Consider the following 18,462-nt stretch of genomic DNA (forward strand, 5'->3'; position numbering starts at 1 on the left):
CCACGACGAACGGCGCTAGCCTGACTCCGCAACCAAATCATCACACCAAAAGCCCCGCATAAACAATGCGGGGCTTTCCGCGTTCTAAGGGCGAGAAAAAGGCGGAGGGCTCTTTTGGTGTCAAAAAGACCAAAGCCTGAGCCCCACCATGGTACTCAAAAGCGCCGGAGAACGCAGTGCGTGGCGTTTTATTAAGTGCATCTAAAGAGTTTGATGCCGAGATAGCTATACGATAACAAGGTCAGTCGCTAACGAGATTTCAGATTGTGCAATGCCGGACGCGGTGAGTGCCTCGCAGAGCTCTATAAGGCGCTCGTACTGACCTGAATCAGTACCTATCAACGTACATCAATGACTTGTTGACGAACCATAGTGTAATGACCTTTTTGATTTTTACTTAATAGGGGGCGCGCTCGGATGCGCGCGGTGCAATGCGATCGTTTCAGGGGATGTGCGCCTCTCTACGCTACGGCATGATCAGGGCCGGGCTTGACGTAGCTGCTGTCCCCTTTGTTCGCTCGATCTTCCCAAATGCCGCCGGACGTGGCGTGATTTTTACCTTGCATCATGTTCGCCCTGCGGTCGCTGAACCATTTTCCCCTAATGCACATCTGTCGGTCACACCGGAATTTCTGGAAGAAGCGATCAGCGCGGCAATCGGTGAAGGGCTAACACCCGTTCATTTGCATGACCTGCCCGCTTTGCTTGCTGATAAGGGCGACAGGCGCAAATTTGTGGCGTTCACCCTTGATGATGGCTATCGCAACAACGCCACGTTCGCGGCGCCGATATTCGCAAAATTTTCTGTCCCCTACACAATCTTCATCAATCCCGGGTTTGTGGAACGGCAGCGCAGCGCATGGTGGGAAACTGCCGAAGCATTGACGCGTAAGGCGTCGTGCTTCGCGTTCGATTTTGGCAGAGGGATGGTCAATGTTCGCTGCGAGACACTCAGTGCAAAGCTAGCAGCTTTTGATCGGTTCACAGACTTTGTTCAGGCTATCGATGAAGATGAAGCTGTGCGCCGGATCGATGCGGCAGCGCAGCTCCATGGCGTGGCACCAATGGCGATTGTCGAAAATCTGGTGATGGATGAAGGCGAGTTACGCTTACTGGCGAAAGACCCGTTGGTTCATTTTGGCGCGCATACGATCAACCACGTCAATCTGCGTCGTGTGAAGGATGATAGGCTGCATCAGGAGATAGAGCAGTCTGCTGCTGCTATAGAACGCTATGTCGGGCAGCGCCCGCGCTCTTTCTCTTATCCCTATGGCTGGCCGACTGCCGTTGGTGAACGAGAGACGTCCGCAGTTGCAGATGCAGGGTTTGCCGTTGGGGTGACCACCCAGCCGGGCGTGTTGAGCTGTGACCGCGTTCAATCCCTTATGAGACTGCCGCGTGTGTCGCTGAACGGCTATTATCAGAAGAAGCGCTATGTGAAGGCGCTCATCTCCGGCGTTCCGTTTAAATTCCTGAAAAACAACTGAGACAGTGGTTGCGGTTCGAGGCGGACTCAGACCGCTTATAAGCAAAAATCCCGGACGAAGCCGGGATTTTGAAAGCTAGACTGATCAGAAAACTGGAGCGGGCGAAGGGATTCGAACCCTCGACCCCAACCTTGGCAAGGTTGTGCTCTACCCCTGAGCTACACCCGCTCGCGCCAGCCGATTCTATCAAGAACCGATTCTGTCAGGCCCGCGCTATATGAACCAAGCAAAGAGAGATTGCAACAGGTCGGCACTGCTAATTTTGCATTGTTTTCAACGCATCCGACTGATCATGCAGTTAACAGATTGCAGGCGAATTTACCGCACGCTGGATGCACTTCCCTCCATCACAGCCGGTGCATTGGGCGCCAGCACATTGCAGGACGGAGCTGCTTCAGCTGTCTGCGATGTCGAAGCGACAACGTTTTCCTGTTCATATTTGTCGACCTTCATCGACTTGTTTTCGCGCCAGTTGCCGCGAAGATAAAGAACGCCCGCCATCAGCATGGTGGATAGCATGGCGACCGGAAAACTGAGCCAAAGTGCATCGACACCGAGCCAATCGCGCAAGCCAACCGCAACGCCGAGCCGAACCGGATACATTGATACGAACAGAATGATAAGTGGCCAGATCACCTGTCCATTGGCGCGGACCGTTCCGAACAGGACCATGGAGACACCAAAGGCGATGAACCCCCAGGTCGCCATTTTGCCGATATGCTGGCCGATCGGGATCGCAGAACTGTCAGCGCCGAGAAATATCTCCATCGCCTGCCGGTCGGCCATGAGCAGGACAACCACGAGAACACCGGTCATCAGGATCGCATAGAGCACACCGGTGCGGGTGATGTTGCTGACACGGTCCCAGTTGCCGGCGCCGATATTCTGGGCGGCCATGGCGCTGACCGCCGCGCCAAGCGCCATGGCTGGCATCTGCACATAGGTCCATAGCTGCTGGGTTGCGCCGAAGGCAGCTGTCGTATCGACGCCTTCCTGATTGACCAGCCGCATCATAGTCAGCATAGCGCTCGAAACCACGATCATCTGGATTCCCATCGGCAGCCCCTTGCTGAAGATCAGTTTCAGCACTTTGAGGTCTGGTATGAGAAACCGCAGTTCCTCACCTTTCAAACGCAAGGGGAGATCCTTGCGATAGATGTAGAACAGCATGGCTGCGAGGCTGATGTAATTTGCAACCGCAGTGGCGAGCGCCGAGCCGGATATGCCCAAGGCCGGGATCGGACCGATCCCGAGGATGAGCAGGGGATTGAGGACGATATCCAGGATGACCGCCAGGCCCATGAAGATCAAAGGCGTGATGGAGTCGCCGCTGCCGCGCAGGGCCATCATCAGGATTGTCTGCATAAGGATGGCAGGCATGGCCACGAAGGTGACTTGCAGGAAGGCGCGGGCCAGAGGCGCGATTATGTCCGGCGTACCCAACAGCGTCAGGACATGCGGCGCCAGAAACCAGCCAGCAATGGAAACGAGTATGCTGATCGGCACGAAAGCGCCAAGCGTGGTGCCCGTGATGGCGCGCGCGGTTTCGAGGTCGCGGCGCCCGAAAGACTGCCCGATCAGAATGGTCGAGGCCATGCCGAAACCGAAGACAAAGGCCGTGAGCAGAAACATGACGAGATTGCCGTTGGTCGTGGCCGCCAGCGCATCCGTTCCGAGCAAATGGCCGATCCAGATCGTATCGATGGAACCGTTTGCCGATTGCAGGATCGACGATCCAAGCGTCGGTAAGGCGAAGAGCAACAGGGCTTGATTGATCGGCGCTGTCGTCAGATCCATCTGTGTCTTCATACGCCCTCAATAATATTATGAATTACGTTTTACGAAATGCAGCGTTTCCAAATTAAACCGAATTATCAAAACTGCTACAGCTTTATTGTTCCGCATTGTCGGGGCCACAAATCTGGCGGCTTTACGGCAAGATTTTATGTAAGTTTAGCTTTGACGAATACATCGTAACGGGTGCTTTTGCCCAAGATTTGATGTGAGGGCTTGCGCAAGCCCGCCATCGGTTCGGCACGCAACGGCCACTTCAGCACCACCCGATTGACCGCTGCTTCGAGCGCCACCTGCATCAGCTTTTCCGCATCGGGATCAGTGCCAACGATCTCGCGGATCTGTCGCATTTCCTTTTTGACGAGCGCCGTGTTGCCGCGTGGCGGGTGCATCGGATCGACCATCACCACCTGTGGCCGCAACGCTGGCAACAGCTCGCAGGAATCGCCGTGCAGCAAGGTCATCCGCGCCACGGTTTCAGCATATTGGCCGCCTTCTGCCGCGGCGCGCGCTAGACCCTCCGCCAGCAATGCATGCATTTTTTCCGAGCGCTCGATCAAGGTGACGCGAGCGCCAAGCGAAGCGAGCAAAAATGCGTCGCGTCCTAGACCCGCCGTCGCATCGACAATCTCGGGTGTGACGCTGCCGGTAAAGCCAACGGCTTTGGCAGGCGCCTGTCCGCGTCCTTCACCGGAGCGAAACCGGTGACCGACAGCACCGCCGACGAAATCGACAACCAGCTCCGATGTATCTATTTTCTGCGACATCTATGATCTCGACACAGGATCAGAACGGGCAAGGCGCGGTGAATGTCACGTCGCGCCCGTCGGGATGGCGGAAGGCTAGCTGTTCCGCATGCAGAAGCAAGCGGTCGGCTGCTGCCAGTGCCGCGCCGTCCGCATAAAACTCGTCGCCCAGAATGACATGACCGATTGCCAGCATATGGACGCGTAATTGATGCGTGCGGCCAGTCAGAGGAAAGAGACGCAAGCGCGTGCTGTTTTCACCGCGGCTCAAGACCTGCCAGCGTGTCTGGGCCGGTTTGCCATGCTCGTGGTCGACCCGATGGCGCGGCTTGTTGTCGGGATCGATAGCCAGCGGCAGATCGATGAAACCTTCGTCGCTGTCCATATGTCCCCAGACTTCGGCAATATAGGATTTTTCGGTGGTCCGGGCCTCGAACTGCGCGGCCACATAAGCATGGGCTTTTTTGTTCAGCGACATCAGGACCAGACCGGACGTGTCCTTGTCCAGACGGTTGATCATCAGCGCGCGGGGAAACTGCTTTTGCACCCGCGTGGCAAGGCTGTCGGAGAGGGTGGGATGCCGACCGGGGACAGACAAAAGCCCGCTTGGCTTGTCCAGCACCAGAAGATCCGCATCGCGATGAACTATGGAGATATAAGGCTCCAGCGGCGGATTATAAATGGGGGCAACGGATGACAACACACTCATGCTGCCTTCTAGCATGGTTCATTGGGCACAGAGAAGTATTGCTGCGATGCTAGGTTATGGATTTCGATGAAGAAAATGGCGGAGAGGGTGGGATTCGAACCCACGGTGGAGTTACCCCCACGCCGCATTTCGAGTGCGGTACTTTCGACCACTCAGCCACCTCTCCGCATTGTGCAATCCGGTAAAGCGATCTATATAATCGCACCGTCAAACAGCATCAAAAGCGAATGCTAAGTGTGTAGCGGCTCAATAGCGGGCTGATTGCAATTAGACAAGACCTAATTTGCATTCTCTCGTGAAAATTCTTGACTTTTCCCACGTTCCGAACCTATAAGCACCAGACCTTAGGCGTGGGGCAATCCGCGCCTATTGTTTTGATTGATGATTTCCGGGTTTTCCGGGGCGGCAATCAAGGGGCGCAAGCCCTTCACTTAACCGACTGATAAAAAGACGGCCCATCAATTCGGCGCTAATGTCGTGGAAATGAGAGCCGGACCGAACAACCGAAAGGACAACAAATGTTCGCAGTCATCAAGACCGGTGGCAAGCAGTACCGCGTTGCCGCAAACGATCTGATCAAGGTCGAAAAAGTTGCTGGCGAAGCCGGTGACATCGTAGAATTCGCAGAAGTTCTGATGGTCGGCTCGACCATTGGCGCACCAGTCGTCGCAGGCGCTCTCGTGACCGCCGAAGTCGTCGAACAGGGCCGTGCCCGCAAGGTCATCGCGTTCAAGAAGCGTCGCCGTCAGAATTCGAAGCGCACCCGCGGTCATCGTCAGGAACTGACGACGATCCGTATCTCGGAGATCCTCACCGACGGCGCAAAGCCTTCCAAGAAGGCCGCTGAGAAGAAGGCTCCGAAGGCAGAAGCCGCTGAAGGCGAAGCCGCAAAGCCGAAGAAGGCAGCGCCTAAGAAGGCTGCAGCCAAGGCCGAAACGGCTGAGTAAGTAGAGAGATTAAAGGAGAACACCAATGGCACACAAAAAAGCTGGCGGTTCCTCGCGTAACGGTCGCGATTCAGAATCCAAACGCCTTGGCGTGAAGAAGTTTGGCGGCGAAGCTGTGCTCGCTGGCAACATCATCGTGCGTCAACGCGGCACGAAGTGGCATCCGGGCGCCAATGTTGGCCTCGGCAAGGACCACACTATTTTTGCAACCACGAACGGTTCCGTATCTTTCCGTACGAAAGCCAACGGCCGCACGTACGTATCGGTAAACCCGATCGCGGAAGCAGCAGAGTAAGCCGGGCCTCTTAAAACCACCGGCGTCCCATCGGACCCGGTGTATATGGCAGCCTAGCCAAAAGATCGAAGGGAAGATGGGACCACCATCTTCCCTTTTTGCATCTGGAGGACAGAAAAATGGTTGTCGACGTTTTAGAAGAAGATTGTTACGCAGAAAGCTGTATGAGCCGGGATGAGGGTTTTGCCGATCTCTCCCCCGGTCTGGCGGCTGATCTGGAGCCTGAGTTGGCTCCCGTTTTAGATTGCCCCGTCTTGGTCACCGAAAGGCTGGTTCTGCGCCCGCCGCATGTCGAAGACGTAGATGCCATTTCCTATCTTGCCAACAATCTCCGTGTTTCGGGCATGCTCACTCGCATGCCGCATCCATATACGCGTGAGAATGCCGTCGATTTTGTTGATCGCGTGCGAAAAGGCGAGATGGGCAATTGCATCTACGCCATTACACAAGCTGAGACCGGCATCTTTATGGGTTGTTGCGGCATCCATGCGAATAAACATGGCGACGGGCTGGAGATCGGCTACTGGCTGGGCGAACCCTATTGGGGGCACGGCTTTGCAACTGAGGCCGCTCATTCGCTGATCGATCTGGTGTTCCGGGCAACGGCGGTCAACCGGCTGCATATTTCCTGCCGGGCGACCAACAACGGATCGCGCCGTGTGATTCACAAGTGCGGCTTCCAGTTCAGCAGCATGGGCATGTCGGATACGCTTGCCGCCGGAAACGTTCCGGTCGAACGCTATGTTCTCGACCGGCGCACCTGGATCGGCCTGAGAAGCTGGCAGTCATAAGATAATGAGGCCCTGCGGCCTTGTCCGCAGGGTCCGCAATTATCGGAGAGCGAAATGAATGATAAACATGGAAGCGCGCCAGAAAAGATCGTGCTGCGCGCCCTGGATAAGGGCGATCTGCATCGCTATCGCGCCATCAGACTGAGCGCACTGAGCCGCGCGCCACTGGCCTTTGGTTCGAGTTTTGAGGAAGAAAATGCCTATTCCGACAGCGTGTTTGCGCGCCGTCTGGAACAGGTGAATGGCAATATCATCTTCGGTGCTTTCGACGGTGAAAATCTGCTGGGAACGGCAGGCGTGTTTCGTCATGAACGCAAGTCCGAACGTCATCGCGGAACGCTCTGGGGCGTCTATGTGGCGCCGGAAGCGCGTGGACTGGAACTGGGCAAGGCTCTGGTTCAAAAAGTTATCGAACATGCTGCGGCGCATGTCATCGTTCTCGACGCCAAGGTGGTGGCGACGAACGAACCGGCAAAGCGGATTTATGAGGCGCTCGGCTTCAAGACCTATGGGACTGAGCCGAAGTCGCTTTTTGTGCAGGGGCAGTATCTGGATCAGGAACTGCTCTATATCGACTTCAGCGATGCGGTCTGGAAAGACAAAATCGGATGAAATCCGGCTACTGCAACTGTTTGCAGGAAACGGGTTTTGCTGTAATTGCAATTTGGCTCGCGCAATAGGTTGCGCGGGCCCGGGTTTAAGGCGTGAATGCGCCGCAAGAGGTAAGGTTCAATGAAATTTCTCGATCAGGCCAAGATCTATATCCGCTCCGGCGACGGCGGGGCAGGGGCCGTATCGTTTCGCCGCGAGAAATTTCTTGAATTCGGCGGTCCCGATGGCGGCGACGGCGGCCGGGGCGGTAATGTCTGGGTTGAAGGCGTGGATGGTCTCAACACGCTGATCGATTATCGCTATCAGCAGCATTTTCGGGCCAAGACCGGCATGCATGGCATGGGCCGCAACATGACCGGCGGCAAGGGTGACGATGTCGTTCTCAAAGTCCCGGTCGGAACGCAGGTTTTTGAAGAAGATGATGAAACGCTGATCTGCGATATCACCGAAGTCGGCCAGCGCTATCGTCTGGCCAAGGGCGGTAATGGCGGTTTCGGCAATCTGCATTTCACGACCTCGACCAATCGCGCGCCGCGCCGCGCCAATCCCGGACAGGAAGGCATCGAGCGCACCATCTGGCTGCGTCTGAAGCTGATCGCCGATGCCGGTCTGGTCGGTCTGCCCAATGCAGGCAAATCCACCTTCCTGGCCAGTGTGACAGCAGCCAAGCCGAAGATTGCGGACTATCCATTTACCACGCTTCACCCAAATCTTGGTGTTGCGCGCGTGGATGCACGTGAATTCGTGATCGCGGATATTCCGGGTCTGATCGAAGGCGCCAGCGAAGGCGTGGGCCTTGGCGACCGTTTCCTCGGCCATGTCGAGCGCACGCGGGTTCTGTTGCATCTGGTGTCGGCGCAGGAAGAAGACGTGGCGAAGGCCTATAAGGTCATTCGCGGCGAGCTTGAAGCCTATGAACATGGTCTCGCTGACAAGACGGAAATCGTCGCGCTGTCGCAGATCGATACGCTCGATTCCGATGCGCGCAAGGCCAAGGCCAAGGCGCTGAAGAAAGCCTGCGGGCGCGATCCGCTGCTGCTTTCCGCTGTCAGCCATGAAGGCATGAACGATGCGCTCCGCCAGCTTGGGGCTGTTATCGATGCAAGTCGCGCACAGGAAGCCGGAACGGCGCAAGTCGAAGAATAAGACTGAATGCGGCGAGAGGAATGAGAGCATGCTGAAGCAATTGAAAGACTATCGCCGCATTGTTGTAAAAATTGGTTCCGCCCTTCTGGTGGATCGCGCCAAGGGGCTGAAGCGCGACTGGCTGGAAAGCCTGGGACAGGACATTGCCGCCCTCCATCACGCAGGCGTCGAGGTGCTGGTGGTGTCGTCGGGCGCGATCGCGCTGGGGCGCACCGTGCTTGGTCTGCCGAAGAAAGCGCTGAAGCTTGAGGAAAGTCAGGCCGCAGCCGCTGCCGGTCAGATCGCGCTCGCCAAGGCCTATGCCGACGTGCTCGGCGGCCATGGCATCAAGTCGGGCCAGATTCTGGTGACGCTTTCCGATACTGAAGAGCGTCGCCGCTATCTCAATGCGCGCGCGACCATCGAGACGCTTTTGAAGCTGAAGGCCGTGCCGGTCATCAATGAGAACGACACGGTGGCGACGACAGAAATTCGCTATGGCGACAATGACCGTCTGGCCGCCCGCGTGGCGACCATGATGGGCGCTGATCTTCTGATCCTGCTTTCTGACATTGACGGGCTTTATACGGCGCCGCCGCACAAGAACCCGGATGCCGCGTTTTTGCCGCTGGTGGAAACCATCACGCCGCAGATCGAGGCGATGGCTGGTGCAGCTGCTTCCGAACTGTCGCGCGGCGGCATGAAGACCAAGCTTGACGCGGGCAAGATCGCCAATGCCGCTGGAACGGCGATGATCATCACCTCGGGTATCCGCATGGGGCCGCTTTCGGCGATTGATCGCGGTGAGCGTGCGACTTTGTTTGAAGCTGCCCGCGCGCCGGTCAACGCCTGGAAGACCTGGATTTCCGGCAATCTGGAACCGGCAGGCCGTCTGTCCGTGGATGCAGGTGCCGCGAAGGCGCTGAAATCGGGCAAGTCGCTTTTGCCAGCGGGTGTGAAGGAAGTGAGCGGCCAGTTCGAACGTGGTGACACGGTTGCCGTGCTAAACGAGGACGGTCGCGAGATTGCGCGTGGGCTGATTGCTTACGATGCCGATGATGCGCGCAAGATTGCCGGACATAAAAGCGATGAGATCAGCACCATTCTTGGCTATGATGCCCGGGCGGCTATGATCCATCGCAATGATCTCGTGGTGCGCGGCGCAGCCGTGGCTGCCGAGACCGAAAATGCCTGAACACTGAAAGGCGGGGAGAGGATGCTGAATAAAGTGGAAGCTGGAAGCGACATAGCCGCGATCATGGCCGAAGTGGGCCGCAAGGCGAAAGCCGCCGCAGCACCACTGGCGATTGCGGGTGCGGAACAGAAGAACAAGGCGCTTCTGGCCGCAGCCGACGCCATTCTCCAAAGCCGCGACGCCATTCTCGACGCCAACAAGCTTGATCTGGCCAATGCCGCCGAGAGTGGGATGGCCGCTTCCTTCGTGGATCGCCTGACGCTGGACGACAAGCGCATTGAGGCGATTGCAGAGGGCATCCGCGCCATTGCAGCATTGCCTGACCCGGTTGGCGCGGTTATCGCCGAATGGGATCGTCCCAACGGTCTGCATATCGAGCGCGTGCGCACACCGCTCGGCGTTATCGGCGTCATTTATGAAAGCCGCCCCAATGTGACGGCGGATGCGGGCGCGCTCTGCCTCAAGGCTGGCAATGCGGTGATCCTGCGCGGTGGTTCGGATTCGGCCCATTCGTCAGCGGCTATTCACAAAGCCCTGGTGGCGGGACTTGAAGCGGGCGGCCTGCCTGCCGATGCCATCCAGATCGTGCCGGTGACGGATCGCGCGGCGGTCGGTGAAATGCTGAAGGGCCTCGACGGCGCTATCGATGTGATCGTCCCACGCGGCGGCAAAAGCCTCGTCGCGCGCGTTCAGTCGGAAGCGCGGGTGCCGGTTTTTGCGCATCTGGAAGGCATCTGCCATCTTTATGTCGACAAAACCGCCCAACTCGACATGGCGCGCAAGATCGCGGTCAATGCCAAGATGCGGCGCACGGGCATTTGTGGATCAGCGGAAACGTTGCTGGTGGATCGCGCCGTCGCTTCGACGCATCTGGTGCCGATCCTTGAGGATCTGGCCGCCAAGGGCTGCGAAATTCGTGGCAGCGAAGAGGTGAGGGCGCTCTATTCGGCAGCGATAGTGGCGACGGAGGAAGACTGGGCCACCGAATATCTGGACGCGATCATTTCCGTGGCGCTTGTGGATGGTGTCGATGGCGCAATCCGGCATATCAACCGGTATTCCTCGCATCACACCGAAGCCATCGTCGCCGAGGATGCGGAAGCCGTTGCGCGTTTCTTCAACGAAATAGACTCCGCCATTTTGCTGCACAATGCCTCGACGCAATTTGCGGATGGCGGTGAGTTCGGCATGGGTGCGGAAATCGGCATCGCCACGGGCAAGATGCATGCGCGTGGCCCGGTGGGTGTCGAGCAGCTCACCTCGTTCAAATATCGCGTTCGCGGCAACGGGCAGATTCGAAGCTGATGCGCTTTGGCTTCGGTCTTTCCGCATTGAAGGAACAATATCCCGATGTGGGTGCGCATTATCTGCGCATGCCGCATGCCGAAAAAGGCATGGCGGTCGGCCTGTTTGGCGGTTCGTTCAATCCCCCGCATGGGGGTCACGCGCTGGTCGCGGAGATCGCCATCCGGCGGCTGAAGCTCGACCAGCTCTGGTGGATGGTAACGCCCGGTAATCCGTTGAAAGACCGTCGCGAATTGGCGCCATTGGCGGAAAGGTTGCGGTGGAGCGAGGAAATCGCCAGCGATCCGCGCATCAAGGTGACGGCGCTCGAAGCTGCCTTCAACGTGCGCTATACCGCCGATACGCTGGCCCTGATCCGCGACGCCAACCCGGGTGTGCATTTCGTCTGGGTGATGGGCGCCGATAATCTGGCTTCCTTCCATCGCTGGCAGCGCTGGCGCGAGATCGCCAATAATTTCCCGATTGCGGTGATCGACCGTCCCGGCTCGACGCTGGCTTACCTGTCGTCGCGCATGGCGCAGACTTTTTCGCATAGCCGTCTGGACGAGCAATATGCGCCGACGCTGGCGCGCCGCACACCACCGGCCTGGACCTTCATCCATGGGCCGCGTTCTTCGCTTTCATCAAGCGCCATTCGCAAGTCGGGTACACGATCTTGATGGTTTCGTGGCTGTCTCAACAAGATATGCGCAAAAAAGAACAAAATATTGAAAAAGTGAACGGCCCTGTAAGGTCCTGACTCTTGAAACAAAACAGGGACTCTGCCTATCTTAGCTATGTACGGTGCTTTTAACTGCCGTAGCAGCTTGTTCTTGTTAGAAAGGCAATACACTGAGAACAGCACTTGAGAAGAAGGCTCACCACGCGCCTTCACCGGTCAGGATGAACGAGACAGATCTCGTGTCCCAGACCTTCGACGCGGCCTTGGCCAGTCTCGAAAACTCCAAGGCAGAATCCATCATCCCCATCGACATTCGCGGAAGATCAACGATCGGCGATTATATGATCGTCGCGTCGGGCCGTTCGCACCGTCATGTGACGGCTGTGGCCGACCATCTTTTGCAGGCGCTGCATCAAGCGGGCTGCAAGAACCTGCGGGTCGAAGGGCTAGAAAGTGGCGATTGGGTCCTGATCGACACGGGCGATATCATCGTGCACATCTTCCGACCGGAAGTCCGTGACTTCTACAATATCGAGAAGATATGGCTCGATGACGATTTCGACGACGAACGCGCGTTGGGAACCGTCCATTGACCTGTCGTCTGCTGCGACCCGGCAGGCTTTAACTCCTGCCATATTGAGGGCGCGATGCGTGTGAGTGTTTATGCCGTGGGCCGGATGAAAGCCGGCCCCGAACGGGAGTTGGTCGAGCGCTATTTCGACCGTTTTTCCAAAGCTGGCCCGCCTTTGGGGCTGGAATTCGCCGGTGTGAGCGAAATCCCGGAAAGTCGTGGCCAGACCGTTGATTTGCGCAAGGCCGAGGAAGCGCAACGCATCCATGAAGCGCTGGATAATGGCGCGGCTCTTATTCTTCTCGACGAACGCGGCAAGGCGCTGGGTTCCGAAGCCTTTGCCGAGCGCATCGGGCGCATGCGTGATGATGGCAAGCGGCAGCTGATCGTCGCCATCGGCGGTCCAGATGGGCACGACCCGGCATTACGGTCGCGCGCCGATCTGGTTCTGGCGCTGGGCGAATTGACCTGGCCGCACCAGATTGCCCGCATTCTGATTGCCGAACAGCTTTATCGCGCTGCAACCATTCTGGCTGGCCATCCTTATCATCGGTCGTGAAAATCTTTGTTTCTTTGCTAAAGCGTTTCTTCTTGGGATTGCACTCTGCAAACAGAAGCGTTTAATGGTCTTACTCTATTGTTTTTATTAGAATATTCTGAAATGCACGAGGAAATGAGTAAGCCTACCGTCATCACGCTCTCGACCATTCCGCCCCGGTTTCACCTTTTAAAGCCAACGCTGCTGTCGCTTCTGTCACAAAGGCTGAAGGCGGCTGAAGTTCGGCTTTATATACCGCACACATACAGGCGCTTTCCCGATTGGGATGGGCGGTTGCCGGAAGTGCCTGCGGGCATAACGATCGTCCGCTGTGACGAAGATCTCGGCCCTGCGACCAAGGTTTTACCGGCTGCCCGTGATCTCAAGGGGCGGGACGTGGATATTCTGTTCTGCGACGACGACAAGATTTACGATGCCGACTGGCACCGGCGCTTCAAGACGGAAGCTGAGCGCAAGCCGGGTCATTGCATTGTTGAAGTCGGTGAAACATTTCCCGATATTGCCGATGCAGGCAGGCCTGCCGACCGGCTTCCGCGCAGTCGCTGGAGGGTCAAGGACGGCAAATACAGAATGAAGCGCATTGCTTCGCTGTTTTTGCACAAGCCGGACCTGAGCACGCCGGGCTATGTCGATCAGATTTCCGGCTTCGCTGGCGTTCTCGTTCATCCCGATTGGTTCGATGAATTGTTCTACGATATTCCCGACATCATGTGGACCGTGGATGATCCCTGGATTTCCGGCCATCTGGAAAGACGCGGCATTCCCATCTGGATGATCGGTGAAAACAGCCGCCGCGCCGAGGGTAAGGGAAGCGGCGTGAGCGCGCTGCTGAACCATGTCGAAGACGGACAGGATCGCGTGGATGCGGACCTGCTGGTGATCGATTATTTCCGGCAGCAATACGGCATCTGGCAAAAAACCGAAATGGTTGACGAAAAGGCGAGCCATCGCACGGCTTCCATGCGCGAAATGATGCGGCGCAGAAAAGTCGAGCTGGGATTGATGGCTGCTTGATGTCGTTCTGGAAACGAACTCTTTTTTGGTAATCAGGGTTTGCGATCATCGGGCTTATGGTTGATGTTTCGTTAACGGTATCGGGATAGGTTGGTCCCGATACCGTTTTCGGCTCTGAATTTGGCCTTGTTTCGTCCCGATAGAACACGCATGAGTCCTGTACTTCTTCCCAGCAAGCTCCGGCTGCTCGCTCTAACGCGGGTGGGCTTGTTTACGACCTTCACTGTTATTGGCATGATTGGGTATCCTCTGTCCGGCATTGCGCAGGATGCCTTGCAGCAGCAGCGCGATCAGGCGGCAGGCGAATATGAGCAGCTGACCAGTGAACTGACTGTGACCGGAGACAAGCTCAAGCAGCTGGAAAGCGAGGTTGCGAGCCTCAAGAAGGATCAGGACACGATCACCGCCGCCCTGATCCAGTCGGCCAAGACCGACAAGAAATTACAGCAGGACATTGCCGATATTGCCGAAAAGCTGGTCTCCCTGCACGAGCAGGAGGCCGGTATTCGCACATCGTTGCGGGCGCGGCGCGGGGTGCTGGCCGAAGTGCTGGCAGCCTTGCAGCGTATGGGGCTCAATCCGCCGCCTGCCATTCTCGTCCGGCCCGACGATGCGCTTGCATCGGTGCGCAGCGCCGTGCTGCTTGGCGCGGTCGTGCCGGAAATGCGCGGGCAGGTGGAAGAGCTGACCGGCGATTTGAAGGATATGCAGACGGTCACCGCTTCCATCACGCAGGAGCGCGAAAAGCTGCAACAGACCCGCACCACGCAGGCCGAGGAGCAGAAGCGCCAGTCGCTTTTGCTTGAAGAAAAGAAAAAGCTGCAGGCGCAGTCGGAACAGGAAATGGAAGCGCAGCGCAAGCGCTCGGCAGAACTGGCGGCGAAGGCGGGCAGCCTCAAGGAACTGATCGATACGCTTGACAAGCAGATGGCGGGCGTGCGTGACGCCGCCGATGCGGCGCGCAAGGCGGAAGCCGAGCGTCTGGCGTCGGCGCGGGAGCGCGCAGGCGAGGCAACGCCCGATGACAATCATCTGCGTGCGCAGACGAATTTCGCTTCCCTACAGGGAAAACTGGTACTCCCGGCGGCGGGCAAAACTGCACGCCGCTTCGGCGACAAGGACGGTGCTGGCGGCGCGATGATGGGGCAGGTGCTGGAAACCTTGCCTTCTGCCACGATTACGTCACCTTCCGATGGCGTTGTACTTTATGCGGGACCGTTCAGATCTTACGGGCAACTCTTGATCCTCGATGCTGGCAATGGATATCATATCGTGATGGCAGGCATGGGGCGAATCGATGTGGCGCAAGGCCAGTTTGTACTGGCGGGCGAGCCGGTCGCGGCGATGGGCGATAAACTTCTCGCGAGTGTTGCGCCGATAGAGGTGGGCAATGGTGCGCCGTTGCTTTACATTGAGTTTCGAAAAGATGGAAAACCCGTCGATCCGGCCCCATGGTGGACCGAGCGGCTTTCTGGAAGGACGTAAAAATGATACGTAAACTGTCGCTGCTGTTCGCCGGAGCCCTGATGGGAGCTTCCGCCATGGTGATGGTGCAGGGCGCTCCAGCTTCGACGGCTTTCGCAGCCGCCAAGGATGCTGACGTCTACAAAGACCTGGCGCTCTTCGGCGATATTTTCGAACGTGTGCGCGCGCAATATGTGACGCCGCCAGATGACAAGAAGCTGACGGAAAGCGCCATCAACGGCATGCTGACCTCGCTCGATCCGCATTCGTCCTATCTCAATCCGGAAGCCGCGCAGGATATGCGCGTGCAGACCAAGGGTGAATTCGGCGGCCTCGGCATTGAAGTCACCATGGACAATGATCTGGTGAAGGTGATTGCGCCGATCGACGATACGCCCGCCTCGAAGGCCGGTGTTCTCGCGGGCGATCTCATCACCAAGATCGATGGTCAGGAAGTGCGGGGCCTCAGCCTCAGCGATGCGGTCGACAAGATGCGCGGTGAAATCGGGTCCTCGATTGAGCTGACGCTCATGCGTCAGGGCGTCGACAAGCCGATCACGCTCAAGATTGCGCGCGCCGTCATCAAGGTGAAGGCCGTTCGTTACCGTGTCGAAAACGATGTCGGTTATGTGCGCGTGATTTCGTTCACCGAACAGACCGCTGAAGATCTCGGCAAGGCGATCAAGGATATCCAGAGCAAGATCCCGGGCGACAAGCTGAAGGGCTTCGTGCTTGATCTGCGCCTCAATCCGGGTGGTCTGCTCGATCAGGCCGTGGCTGTTTCCGACGCTTTCCTCGACAAGGGCGAAGTGGTTTCGACTCGTGGCCGCGATCCGCAGGACGTGACGCGCTTTGACGCCCGCAAGGGTGATCTGACCGACGGCAAGCCAGTGATCGTGCTGATCAATGGCGGTTCGGCCAGCGCTTCGGAAATCGTTGCGGGCGCTCTTCAGGACCACCGCCGCGCGACGGTGCTTGGCACACAGTCCTTCGGCAAAGGCTCGGTGCAGACCATCATCCCGCTTGGCGAAAACGGATCGCTGCGTCTGACCACGGCGCTTTATTACACGCCATCGGGCAAGTCGATCCAGGGCAAGGGCATCACGCCGGACATCAAGGTGGAACAGCCATTGCCGCCGGAACTAAAGGGTGAGGACGTCGTTCGCGGCGAATCCGAACTCAAGGGCCACATCAAGGGTAATGCCGAAGATGACAATGGCTCCGGTTCGTCGGCCTATGTTCCTGCCGATCCGAAGGATGACATCCAGCTCAACGAAGCTCTGAAGCTTCTGCGTGGTGAAGTGGCGAATGCCGCATTCCCGCCGGATCCGAAGAAGGGCGTGCTGAACTGATCGTTCCATGCTGGATCTGAACAGCCCGCTCGGACTGGACAAGAAACCGCGAAAGCGCGGGGGCGAACGCTCCCGCGCTTTTCGTTGGTCTTTGCTTGGCTTGGGCGCGGCAGTCGTACTGGGTATCGCGGGCGGTATGATGTTCACCGTCTGGCAGACCAACCGCGATGCTTTTCGCAAACCTGAAAAGGCGGCAATTGCCGAGGCGCAAACGCCGCCCGACGCCGCGGTCAAAACTGGGCAGCAGGCATCGACTGCGACCGGTAACACACCCGCGCCGGGCACCGCGCTGCGCGGAACCGGGGGGCAGCAAACCGGCCCGGCAATCATCAAGGTCACGCCTGATATGCCCAATGTCACTGCCGGGACGGCAGATGGCAATGTCGTCGTTGTTCAGAACCAGCACAAGGCAGGGCAGGACCAGCGGGTCGCGCATCTGCCGGAAAAGGCGCTGGTCGAGAAAAGCCCGACCGGACCATTGCCGGTGCGCGGGGCAGATGGTTTGCGCCCGATGGATGCCTATGCGGTGGGCTGGTCGGGTGCGCGGGGCGCAAGGATTGCGCTGGTTATTGGCGGGCTTGGCCTGTCACAGACCGGTAGCATGGAAGCTGTAGACAAGCTGCCATCGGAAGTGACGCTGGCCTTTGCGCCGCAGGGCAACAGTCTGCAGCGGTGGATGCAGGCGGCGCGCCAGAACGGCCACGAGCTGTTGCTGCAATTGCCGATGGAGCCATTCGATTACCCGCGCATCAACCCGGGGCGCAATACGCTGACGGTGGATGACGGGGTCGCCAAAAACCAGACGTCGCTTTTGTGGGCCTTGTCGCGCATGACCAATTATGCCGGGGTGATGAACTATATGGGCGCGCGCTTTACCGGCGAGGCGGAAGCATTCGCGCCGGTGCTGGGCGAGATCGGCAGGCGCGGGCTTTATTATCTGGATGACGGCACGTCAGCGCGTAGTCAGGCCGACCGGATCGCACAAAAGGACGCCGTACCATTTGCTGCTGCCGATGTGCTGATCGACGCGTCACAGGACCGCTCGGCGGTGCTTGACCGTCTCGAAGAGCTGGAACGCATTGCACGCGCCAATGGCAGCGCGATTGGCACCGGCTCCGCTTTTGGCGTGACCGTCGATGCGGTGCGGGATTGGGCCAACGAGGTCAAGAAACGCGGCATCGAAATCGTTCCGGTTTCGGCGCTGGTCCGTGACCCGGAACGTCAGTAAAACTTACATATCACGGAGAATGTCATGTCGAAGCATAAAGGTCCGGTCGATCCTGAAAGCTTGCCATATCGCCCCTGTGTCGGGCTGATGGTGTTGAACAAGGCCGGTCTGGTCTGGGCAGGTCATCGCATCGTCATTCCGGGCGATGAGATGGATGGCGCGACGCAGCTCTGGCAGATGCCGCAGGGCGGGATCGACAAGGGCGAGGACCCGGTCGAAGCCGCATTGCGCGAGCTTTATGAAGAAACCGGCATGAAGTCGGTCTCGCTGCTTGCCGAAGCGCCGGACTGGATCAATTATGATCTGCCACGGCATCTGGTCGGTCAGGCGCTTAAGGGCAAATATCGCGGCCAGACGCAGAAATGGTTCGCCTATCGTTTCGAGGGTGACGAGAGCGAGATCGCCATCAACCCGCCGCCCGGCGGTCATACGGCTGAGTTCGACCGCTGGGACTGGAAGCCGATGCAGCAACTGCCGGAGCTGATCGTGCCGTTCAAGCGGAAGGTCTACGAGGAAGTTGTCGCCGCTTTCCGGCATCTGGCGCCGTGATTTTTGGGCGCATTCTGTCGTAATTTCAGAGTGTGCTCAAATTTGCGCACCCCTCTTG

19 protein-coding genes and 2 tRNA genes are annotated in these 18,462 nt (G+C 58.0%); 16 read left to right on the forward strand and 5 right to left on the reverse strand.

What is annotated here, in order from left to right; genetic code table 11:
* The first annotated feature begins 431 nt into the window (after nt 1-431).
* Entirely contained in the window at nt 432-1,487 is a 1,056-nt protein-coding gene (locus HWD97_RS07100) for a polysaccharide deacetylase family protein (protein ID WP_109369864.1), read from the forward strand.
* A 93-nt stretch (nt 1,488-1,580) separates the two neighbouring features.
* Here HWD97_RS07100 and HWD97_RS07105 read toward each other — a convergent pair.
* The 5 genes from HWD97_RS07105 to HWD97_RS07125 all read right to left on the reverse strand — a co-directional run bounded on the left by HWD97_RS07105 (nt 1,581) and on the right by HWD97_RS07125 (nt 4,902).
* Nucleotides 1,581-1,655, reverse strand: a tRNA-Gly gene (locus tag HWD97_RS07105).
* A 150-nt stretch (nt 1,656-1,805) separates the two neighbouring features.
* A complete protein-coding gene (locus HWD97_RS07110; protein WP_109369863.1) occupies nt 1,806-3,296 on the reverse strand; it encodes an MATE family efflux transporter in 1,491 nt (496 codons plus the stop codon).
* A gap of 134 nt (nt 3,297-3,430) precedes the next feature.
* On the reverse strand, nt 3,431-4,048 hold the full coding sequence (locus HWD97_RS07115) for a class I SAM-dependent methyltransferase (protein WP_371834914.1): 618 nt from the start codon (nt 4,046-4,048) through the stop codon (nt 3,431-3,433).
* Between the two features lie 19 nt (nt 4,049-4,067).
* Nucleotides 4,068-4,736 (reverse strand): pseudouridine synthase, encoded by a 669-nt coding sequence (locus HWD97_RS07120; RefSeq protein ID WP_109370325.1) that lies wholly within the window; start codon nt 4,734-4,736, stop codon nt 4,068-4,070.
* Between the two features lie 76 nt (nt 4,737-4,812).
* A tRNA-Ser gene (locus HWD97_RS07125) sits at nt 4,813-4,902 on the reverse strand.
* Between the two features lie 352 nt (nt 4,903-5,254).
* Between HWD97_RS07125 and rplU the strand changes: the two genes are divergently transcribed.
* The 15 genes from rplU to HWD97_RS07200 all read left to right on the forward strand — a co-directional run bounded on the left by rplU (nt 5,255) and on the right by HWD97_RS07200 (nt 18,404).
* Nucleotides 5,255-5,683: a 50S ribosomal protein L21 gene (gene rplU, locus HWD97_RS07130; RefSeq protein WP_109369861.1), complete on the forward strand. Its 429-nt coding sequence runs from the start codon at nt 5,255-5,257 to the stop codon at nt 5,681-5,683.
* Nucleotides 5,684-5,708: 25 nt separating this feature from the next.
* Nucleotides 5,709-5,978 carry a 50S ribosomal protein L27 gene (gene rpmA, locus HWD97_RS07135; RefSeq protein ID WP_109369860.1) on the forward strand — a complete coding sequence of 90 codons (270 nt, stop codon included), beginning with the start codon at nt 5,709-5,711 and terminating at the stop codon, nt 5,976-5,978.
* A 119-nt stretch (nt 5,979-6,097) separates the two neighbouring features.
* The gene (locus tag HWD97_RS07140; RefSeq protein WP_109369859.1) at nt 6,098-6,769 is read left to right on the forward strand and encodes a GNAT family N-acetyltransferase; all 672 of its coding nucleotides are present in this window, start codon (nt 6,098-6,100) and stop codon (nt 6,767-6,769) included.
* A 54-nt stretch (nt 6,770-6,823) separates the two neighbouring features.
* Nucleotides 6,824-7,381 (forward strand): GNAT family N-acetyltransferase, encoded by a 558-nt coding sequence (locus HWD97_RS07145; RefSeq protein WP_109369858.1) that lies wholly within the window; start codon nt 6,824-6,826, stop codon nt 7,379-7,381.
* Nucleotides 7,382-7,501: 120 nt separating this feature from the next.
* Nucleotides 7,502-8,527: a GTPase ObgE gene (gene obgE / locus HWD97_RS07150; protein ID WP_109369857.1), complete on the forward strand. Its 1,026-nt coding sequence runs from the start codon at nt 7,502-7,504 to the stop codon at nt 8,525-8,527.
* Nucleotides 8,528-8,555: 28 nt separating this feature from the next.
* Nucleotides 8,556-9,701 carry a glutamate 5-kinase gene (gene proB / locus HWD97_RS07155; RefSeq protein WP_171318683.1) on the forward strand — a complete coding sequence of 382 codons (1,146 nt, stop codon included), beginning with the start codon at nt 8,556-8,558 and terminating at the stop codon, nt 9,699-9,701.
* Between the two features lie 21 nt (nt 9,702-9,722).
* Nucleotides 9,723-11,006, forward strand: a complete 1,284-nt coding sequence (locus HWD97_RS07160; protein ID WP_109369855.1) for a glutamate-5-semialdehyde dehydrogenase — start codon at nt 9,723-9,725, stop codon at nt 11,004-11,006.
* Nucleotides 11,006-11,665, forward strand: coding sequence for a nicotinate-nucleotide adenylyltransferase (locus tag HWD97_RS07165; RefSeq protein ID WP_109369854.1), 660 nt, complete (start codon nt 11,006-11,008; stop codon nt 11,663-11,665). Before HWD97_RS07160 ends, HWD97_RS07165 begins: the two co-directional genes overlap by 1 nt.
* Nucleotides 11,666-11,888: 223 nt before the next feature.
* Nucleotides 11,889-12,260, forward strand: coding sequence for a ribosome silencing factor (rsfS, locus tag HWD97_RS07170; protein ID WP_109369853.1), 372 nt, complete (start codon nt 11,889-11,891; stop codon nt 12,258-12,260).
* 54 nt (nt 12,261-12,314) lie between these two features.
* The gene (gene rlmH / locus HWD97_RS07175; RefSeq protein WP_109369852.1) at nt 12,315-12,797 is read left to right on the forward strand and encodes a 23S rRNA (pseudouridine(1915)-N(3))-methyltransferase RlmH; all 483 of its coding nucleotides are present in this window, start codon (nt 12,315-12,317) and stop codon (nt 12,795-12,797) included.
* A 114-nt stretch (nt 12,798-12,911) separates the two neighbouring features.
* A complete protein-coding gene (locus HWD97_RS07180) occupies nt 12,912-13,811 on the forward strand; it encodes a glycosyltransferase family 2 protein (protein WP_339440522.1) in 900 nt (299 codons plus the stop codon).
* 234 nt (nt 13,812-14,045) lie between these two features.
* The gene (locus tag HWD97_RS07185; RefSeq protein ID WP_244597180.1) at nt 14,046-15,296 is read left to right on the forward strand and encodes a murein hydrolase activator EnvC; all 1,251 of its coding nucleotides are present in this window, start codon (nt 14,046-14,048) and stop codon (nt 15,294-15,296) included.
* A 2-nt stretch (nt 15,297-15,298) separates the two neighbouring features.
* On the forward strand, nt 15,299-16,627 hold the full coding sequence (locus HWD97_RS07190; RefSeq protein ID WP_121538681.1) for a S41 family peptidase: 1,329 nt from the start codon (nt 15,299-15,301) through the stop codon (nt 16,625-16,627).
* Nucleotides 16,628-16,634: 7 nt separating this feature from the next.
* A complete protein-coding gene (locus tag HWD97_RS07195) occupies nt 16,635-17,855 on the forward strand; it encodes a divergent polysaccharide deacetylase family protein (RefSeq protein WP_109369848.1) in 1,221 nt (406 codons plus the stop codon).
* 24 nt (nt 17,856-17,879) lie between these two features.
* The gene (locus HWD97_RS07200) at nt 17,880-18,404 is read left to right on the forward strand and encodes an RNA pyrophosphohydrolase (protein ID WP_109369847.1); all 525 of its coding nucleotides are present in this window, start codon (nt 17,880-17,882) and stop codon (nt 18,402-18,404) included.
* Nucleotides 18,405-18,462 lie beyond the last annotated feature (58 nt).

It is taken from the genome of Ochrobactrum sp. C6C9 (assembly GCF_022627935.1).
GTDB classification, from domain to species: Bacteria; Pseudomonadota; Alphaproteobacteria; order Rhizobiales; family Rhizobiaceae; genus Brucella; species Brucella teleogrylli.